Here is a 6255-nt window from a genome sequence, read left to right as displayed (position 1 = left end):
ACGCGGCCGTAGTAGTAGGCGCCGTTGCTGCCGATCGGCGAAAGCACGTCGTAGGGCAGATTGCCGAAGTAGTGGATGTCCTCATTGGATCGATCCGGGTAGTTGTCGGTCAGATTCTGCCCGCCGATGGCCACGCTCCATTGGGCGCTGATGCGATACTCCACTTCTGCATCCAGCTGCCATTCGGCCTGGTAGGTCTGGCGCGGAATGTAGCCGTCACCGAAGTTGAAGACGCGGGTGACGCTGCCATAGCGGTTCACCCGGCTGCTGAGTGACCAGCGGTCATTGCTCCATGCCGCAGAGACGCTGCCGCGCGTGCGTGGGGTGGCGTCGGTCAGCGTGTTGGTCTCTTCGATGCCGAACAGCACATAGTCCGGATCGAGCGCCTGCAGTTGTGCGGGCGTGGCCAGCACGTTCTTCAGCGTGGTCTTGGTATAGGCGTAAGTGCCGGTCAGCAGCAGCTGGCCATTGCCCAGCGCCTGCCGCCAGTTGCTGACCAGTTCTGCGCCACGGGTACGTGTATCGGCGGCATTGACGAAGAAGCTGGCGCTCTGCAGGCCACTGACGCCGTAGTTGGCGGCGACGTAATCGGTCAGCGCATCGCCGGTGATGCTTTCGGACAGCGCGATGCGGTCATCGATGTCGATCTGGAAGAAGTCCAGCGACAGGTCGAAGTGTTCGCCGATGCGGCTGGTGAAGCCCAGCGACGTGTTGATCGACTTTTCGGGCTTGAGGTCCTGCGCGCCCAGGCCACGGGCAATCGGATTGTTGACCGACAGCAGCCGGCCCTGCACCAGTTGGCCGCCGGCGTTGTAGCCAGTGGAAGTCGACTCATAGCCGATCTGTGCCAGCGACGGGGCGCGGAAGTTGTTGGAGATCGCGCCACGCAGGGCGAAGGCCGGGGTGAACTGGTAACGCAGGCCGAGCTTGCCGGTCAGTTCGCCGCCGAAATCATCGCTGTGCTCGTAGCGCGCAGCCAGGTCGCTGGAGAAGTGATCGCCGAACTGGCTGGACAGGCTGGCATAGGCGCTGGCCACATCGCGCGACAGGGTGGCGGCATCCTGCGGCGTGAGGCCGCCGCCGGCCTGCGAGCCGGTGGGACGGTCGGTAAACGGGCCGGCCGCATAGCTGGCGGGGTCGCCGGGGCGGGTCTGGTAGCGCTCATGGCGCGCTTCCGCGCCCAGGCCCAGCGTATGGCTGATGCTGTCGCTCTGGGTGAACACACGGCTCAGGTCCAGGTTGCCGACGGTCTGAGCGTACTCATAATCAGCCGTCTTGAAGCGTGTCGGGCTGGCCGGGCCCAATGAGGCGTTGAGCGAATCACGCAGGCGATAGGTGAAATCGTTCTGGCCATGGTCCAGGCTGCCGTCGTAGCTCCACTCACCCCATTGGCCGCGCACACCGGCGACCGCCTGCACGTCGCGGTTCTCGCCTTCGGAGACCGGCCGGTAACCGTTCGGATAGACCTCCTTCCAGTTGGCCTCGCCGTCCGGGTAGCGGAAATAGTTCGCGCCTTCGGTGTCACGCTGGTTGAAGGTGCCGAACGCATAGAAGGTGGAGGTCTGGCCGACCGGGATTTCAGTGTTGAGCCACAGGTTGATGTCCTTGCTCTCACCATCGCCCAGCACGTAGTTGCGCTTGCCCTGCAGTGCCAGGTTGTCCGGGGTCTGGTCCCACGGTGGAATCTGGTCGAAGCCGGCGCGGTTGGTCCCGTTGCGGTGCTTGTACTCCAGGCCGACGCGCAGGAAACCACCGTCCTCACCCAGCGAGGTACCCACTTTGGCGCTGATGTTGCCGGCCTGCCCATCGGTAAGGGTGCGGCCGATCGGCTTCAGATCGGTGTGATTTGCACCGTAGCTGGCTTCGATCTCGCCGCCGTCGCCACCATTGTCGAGGATCACATTGATGACACCTGCCACGGCGTCGGAGCCATACAGCGCGCCGGCACCGTCGCGAAGCACTTCGATGCGCTTGATCGCGCTGACAGGGATGGCATTGAAGTCGACCGGCGTGGTGCCCTTGCCGATCTTGCTGTCGGTGTTGACCAGGGCGGTGTGGTGGCGGCGCTTGCCGTTGATCAGCACCAGTACCTGATCCGGCGACAGGCCGCGCAGCTGCGCGGCGCGGACGTGGTCGGCGCCACCGGAATTGGACTGGCGCGGGAAGTTGAACGACGGCAACAGCGCCTGCAGCGCACTGCCGAGTTCGCCGTTGACCACGCCGGCCTTGCGGATGTCCTCGGCGGTAAGCACATCCACCGGCGAGGTGGATTCGAGCACCGTGCGGTCGGCGGCACGGGTGCCGGTGACGATCACGGTGTCGAGGTTGGTGGCGTCCTGGGCCAGGGCCGGGGCGATGGGGGAGAGCGCAAGGGCAATGGCGAGGCCGAGCGGCGACGCGGGCAGGCGGGCGGACATGGGGGCTCCAGCAACAACGACGACGGGGAAGGGGGAGATAGTTTCACTTACATCCATCCGGATGAAGCGATATATTATCTTCGCGTGATGACCGGTGCTGATGCAAGCCCCTGCCGGTCCGGCATGAGCTGATGCCCTGTTGGCATCAGCACGCCGGGCCGGTGGCGCTGTACGCTGCCGGCTCGCACTGTCCCCCTTCCCCGGAGCTGTACCGATGAAACACCTTGGCCTTGCCTTCGCCGTTCTGCTCGCCGCCAGTGGCTGCGCCAGCCTCTCCTCGCAGGCGCCCAGCGCCTACGCTACGGCCACGACCGCTGAACTGAAGGGGGATGCCGCACGCCCGTCCGCTGGCCAGGGCTGGGTGCGCAGCGAGCTGTACTTCGGGGTGGGCGAGGAGCAGGGCGCCGGCAACCGACCGCAGGCCGACACCATCAGCGAGGCGCAGTGGCGGACCTTCCTGGACAAGGAAGTGACCCCGCGCTTCCCCGATGGCCTGACCGTGTTCGATGCCTACGGCCAGTGGTTGTTCCGGGGTGACGCTGCGCCGAACCGCCTGCGCACCAAGGTACTGGTGGTGCTGCACGAAGACAGCCCGCAGCGTCGTGCCGACATCGAAGCCATCCGCCTGGCGTGGAAGCAGCAGACCGGGCACCAGTCGGTGCTGTGGTCGCGGCAGGCCGTTGACGTATCGTTCTGACCGGGAGGCGCCGCCCTGGCGCCGCAGGCAACGACGATGAGACACAGGGACACCGTGATTGGCCTGCTGGCGGGCCTGCTGGTACCGCTGGCGCACGCTGCTGACAGCGATGCGTCGCTGCGCTTCGAGGCGGCACCTGGCATTGGCGTGCAGGCTAAGGTGGCGGAGGACGGCAGCATTGCCGTGCAGCTGCTGCCCTCTGGCAAGCGGCTGAGCCTGCCGGGTGCCCCGGACGTCGACGGCAATTCGCGGTTGTCAGCCGAGGATGTTGATTTCGATGGGCGCCCGGAGCTGGTTGCGCGGGCGTCGGTCGGCATGGTCAATGAAGCGGTGGCGGTGTATCGCTACGATCCGGCCAGCGGTGGTTTCCGCGCGCTGCAGGCCGAAACCCATGGGCGTGACAACTGCGGCGGCCTGATGGGGCTCACCGTTGATGCCGCCACGCGCACGTTGACCAGCAGCTGCCGCAGCGGCCCGATGTGGTACACGGACCAGTACCGGTTTGCAGGCGCGAAACTCTATCTGTATCGCGCCGAGCGCGTCTTGATGCTGGGCGATACCCTGAACGCCGCACTGCGTTGGGTGCCGGCCGACGAGCAGGGCCCGTCGGCGGTCTGGCGCACCTTTGATCCCACCGGTCGTGTGCTGGAGAGCGCGATCGCTGATGGCCTGGGCGCACCGCCCGACGGCCCGCTGCGCAGCCAGCAGGCCACCGTGGTGCCGGCGCGCCTGTTCCTGTTCGACCGGCCCGGTGCGCCCAGCACCCGGCGTTACCTGCTGCAGGGCGACCGCGTGGAACTGCTGGATGAACAGGACGGTTGGCTGAAGGTGCGGTACCGCAACCCGAAGAGCGGCGCGGTGGTGGGCTGGATCAACGTCAACGATTGACCCGATATCGCTCTGCAGTTTGCCTGTCGAGGCGATGCGTGGCTTGCCCACGGAGGCATCACCTCGTCGGGTCTAGCCTCGGACGTTCCCCCGTTCGAGGATGCATCCGATGAGCAAGCGCGTTGCCGAGATCGTTGTCGATACCCTGCAGCAGGCGGGCGTCCGTCGCTGTTATGGCATCGTCGGCGACACGTTGAACCACGTCACCGATGCACTGCATCGCAGCGAAATCGAATGGGTACATGTGCGCCACGAAGAGGTGGCCGCCTTCGCCGCCGGCGCCGATTCGCTGGTGAGCGGCGAGCTGACGGCCTGTGCCGGCTCCTGCGGTCCCGGCGGCCTGCATTTCATCAATGGCATCTTTGAAAGCAACCGCAACCGCGCACCGATGGTGCTGATCGCCAGCCAGGTGGTGACCAGCGAACTGGGCATGGAATTCCCCCAGGAAGTGGATTTCAAGGCGGTCTATGGCAGCTGCACGGTGTTCTGCGAACAGGTGCACAGCCCGGCGCAGGCACGACGCGTGGTCGCCCTGGCCTGCCAGGCGGCGATCAGCCGCCGCGGCGTGGCGGTGGTGATCCTGCCGGCCGACATCAGCCAGGCCGAGGTGAAGCACGATGTGCCGTTCTCGGTGCACTACGCCCAGCCGGTGCTGCGCCCGTCGGATGGCGAGCTGCAGCGCATCGCCGGGTTGCTGGGGCAGGGCAAGCGCATCGGCATCTATGCCGGTGCCGGTTGCCAGGGCGCCCATGCGCAGCTGCTGGAACTGGCCCGGCGCCTGCAGGCCCCGATCGCGCACACCTCGCGTGCCAAGGACTTCGTCGAGCCGGACAACCCGTACAACATGGGCATGACCGGCATCTTCGGCATCGAATCCGGGTTCCACACCCTGATGGAGTGCGACACGCTGCTGCTGCTCGGCGCCGATTTTGCCTGGGGGCAGTTCTATCCGGACAAGGCGACGATCATCCAGGTCGATCGCGATGGCAGCCATCTCGGTCGCCGCCATCCGGTGAACCTGGGCGTGGTGGGTGACATCGAACCGACGCTGGATGCACTGCTGCCGATGCTGCCACCCCGCGAGGACAGCACGTTCCTCGACGAGTGTATCGAGCGTCGCGACAAGGCGCTGGCCAAGCGTGAGCAGGAGGAGCAGCCGGGCGAGGGCGAACTGATCCATCCGCAGCACCTGACCGCGCTGCTGTCGAAGTACGCCAGCGACGATGCGTTGTTCACCGCCGACGGTGGCTCGCCGATGGTGTGGGTGCTGCGGCATATCCGCGTCAATGGCCGTCGCCGCACGCTCACCAGTCTCCTGCACGGCACGATGGCCAATGCGATGCCGCAGGCGCTGGGCCTGCAGAAGGCGTTCCCGGGCCGGCAGGTGATCTCTCTGTCGGGCGATGGTGGGCTGGCGATGCTGCTGGGCGATCTGCTGACCGCGGTGCAGGAGAAGCTGCCGATCAAGGTGGTGGTGTTCAACAACGGTTCGTTGAACTTCGTGGAACTGGAGCAGAAGGTGGAAGGGCTGCTGGACAACTACACCGACCTGAAGAATCCGGATTTCGGCCGTCTTGCCGAGGTGATCGGTTTCCATGGCCGCACGGTCACCCGCAGCGAGGACCTGGAGGAGGCCGTACAGGACTTCCTCGCCCAGCGCGGTCCGGCATTGCTGGACGTGCATACCAGCCGGGCGGAGCTGGTGATGCCGCCGCAGATCGAGGCCAAACAGGTGGCGGGTACGGCCCTGTATGCGGCCAAGGCGGTGTTGAATGGCCGCTTCGACGACGTGAAGCATCTGCTGGTGGACAACTTCCTGAAGAAGTGAGGGTTGGGGTTTTATGCAGGGCTGCGCCCTGCACCTGCTACGAGCCAGAGCCAGAGCCAGAGCAGAAGCGGGTTATCTGGGGGATGGCGGGGTGGGTCAGGTTGCGGGGGACGCCGTAAACCCGTCCTTGGGGGCTTGGCCGCGGCATCCATGCCGCGGACACCCCCGCAACCGGACCCACCCCGCCTTCGACAGATTCCTGTGATCTGTCGGAATGGCATGGCTGTTGCCTGATGGGTGTCGACCTTGGTCGACACGGTAGATCCACGCCATGCGTGGATGAACGAAGGAGTGATCGGGATGATCTTCTGTAGCCGAGCCATGCTCGGCTCAGAGGCTTCGCGTATGGCAGCCGAGCATGCGCTCGGCGCTACAACGAGAGCCTGCCTTTGCTTTTGATCTTTTGATTCTCTTCCGTGGCTGGC

4 protein-coding genes are annotated in these 6255 nt (G+C 65.6%); 3 read left to right on the top strand and 1 reads right to left on the bottom strand.

The features are described 5' to 3' along the window. Nucleotides 1-2417: TonB-dependent receptor (locus N7367_RS19075; RefSeq protein WP_279943017.1), on the bottom strand; the 2417-nt coding region annotated here is incomplete at its 3' end. Between the two features lie 214 nt (nucleotides 2418-2631). On the opposite strand from N7367_RS19075, the gene N7367_RS19070 reads away from it, so the two are divergent. The 3 genes from N7367_RS19070 (at nucleotide 2632) to N7367_RS19060 (ending at nucleotide 5830) form a co-directional block, all read left to right on the top strand. Continuing rightward, nucleotides 2632-3114, top strand: a complete 483-nt coding sequence (locus N7367_RS19070; protein ID WP_053517005.1) for a DUF3574 domain-containing protein — start codon at nucleotides 2632-2634, stop codon at nucleotides 3112-3114. 36 nt (nucleotides 3115-3150) lie between these two features. Continuing rightward, nucleotides 3151-4002, top strand: a complete 852-nt coding sequence (locus N7367_RS19065) for an SH3 domain-containing protein (RefSeq protein ID WP_279943016.1) — start codon at nucleotides 3151-3153, stop codon at nucleotides 4000-4002. Between the two features lie 109 nt (nucleotides 4003-4111). Continuing rightward, complete coding sequence (locus N7367_RS19060; protein WP_279943015.1) at nucleotides 4112-5830, top strand: thiamine pyrophosphate-dependent enzyme; 1719 nt, start codon at nucleotides 4112-4114, stop codon at nucleotides 5828-5830. The last annotated feature ends 425 nt before the right edge of the window (nucleotides 5831-6255 follow it).

The sequence above is a fragment of the Stenotrophomonas sp. GD04145 genome (assembly GCF_029835135.1).
GTDB lineage: Bacteria > Pseudomonadota > Gammaproteobacteria > Xanthomonadales > Xanthomonadaceae > Stenotrophomonas > Stenotrophomonas maltophilia_P.
Note: the sequence above shows the minus strand (reverse complement) of the source record. Positions and strands in the feature narration are given on the sequence as shown.

What these genes read in the sequence shown, in the direction of transcription:
- N7367_RS19065 (WP_279943016.1), top strand. Translation starts at nt 3,151, where the DNA reads ATGAGACACAGGGACACCGTGATTGGCCTGCTGGCGGGCCTGCTGGTA.
- N7367_RS19060 (WP_279943015.1), top strand. Translation starts at nt 4,112, where the DNA reads ATGAGCAAGCGCGTTGCCGAGATCGTTGTCGATACCCTGCAGCAGGCG.
- N7367_RS19070 (WP_053517005.1), top strand. Translation starts at nt 2,632, where the DNA reads ATGAAACACCTTGGCCTTGCCTTCGCCGTTCTGCTCGCCGCCAGTGGC.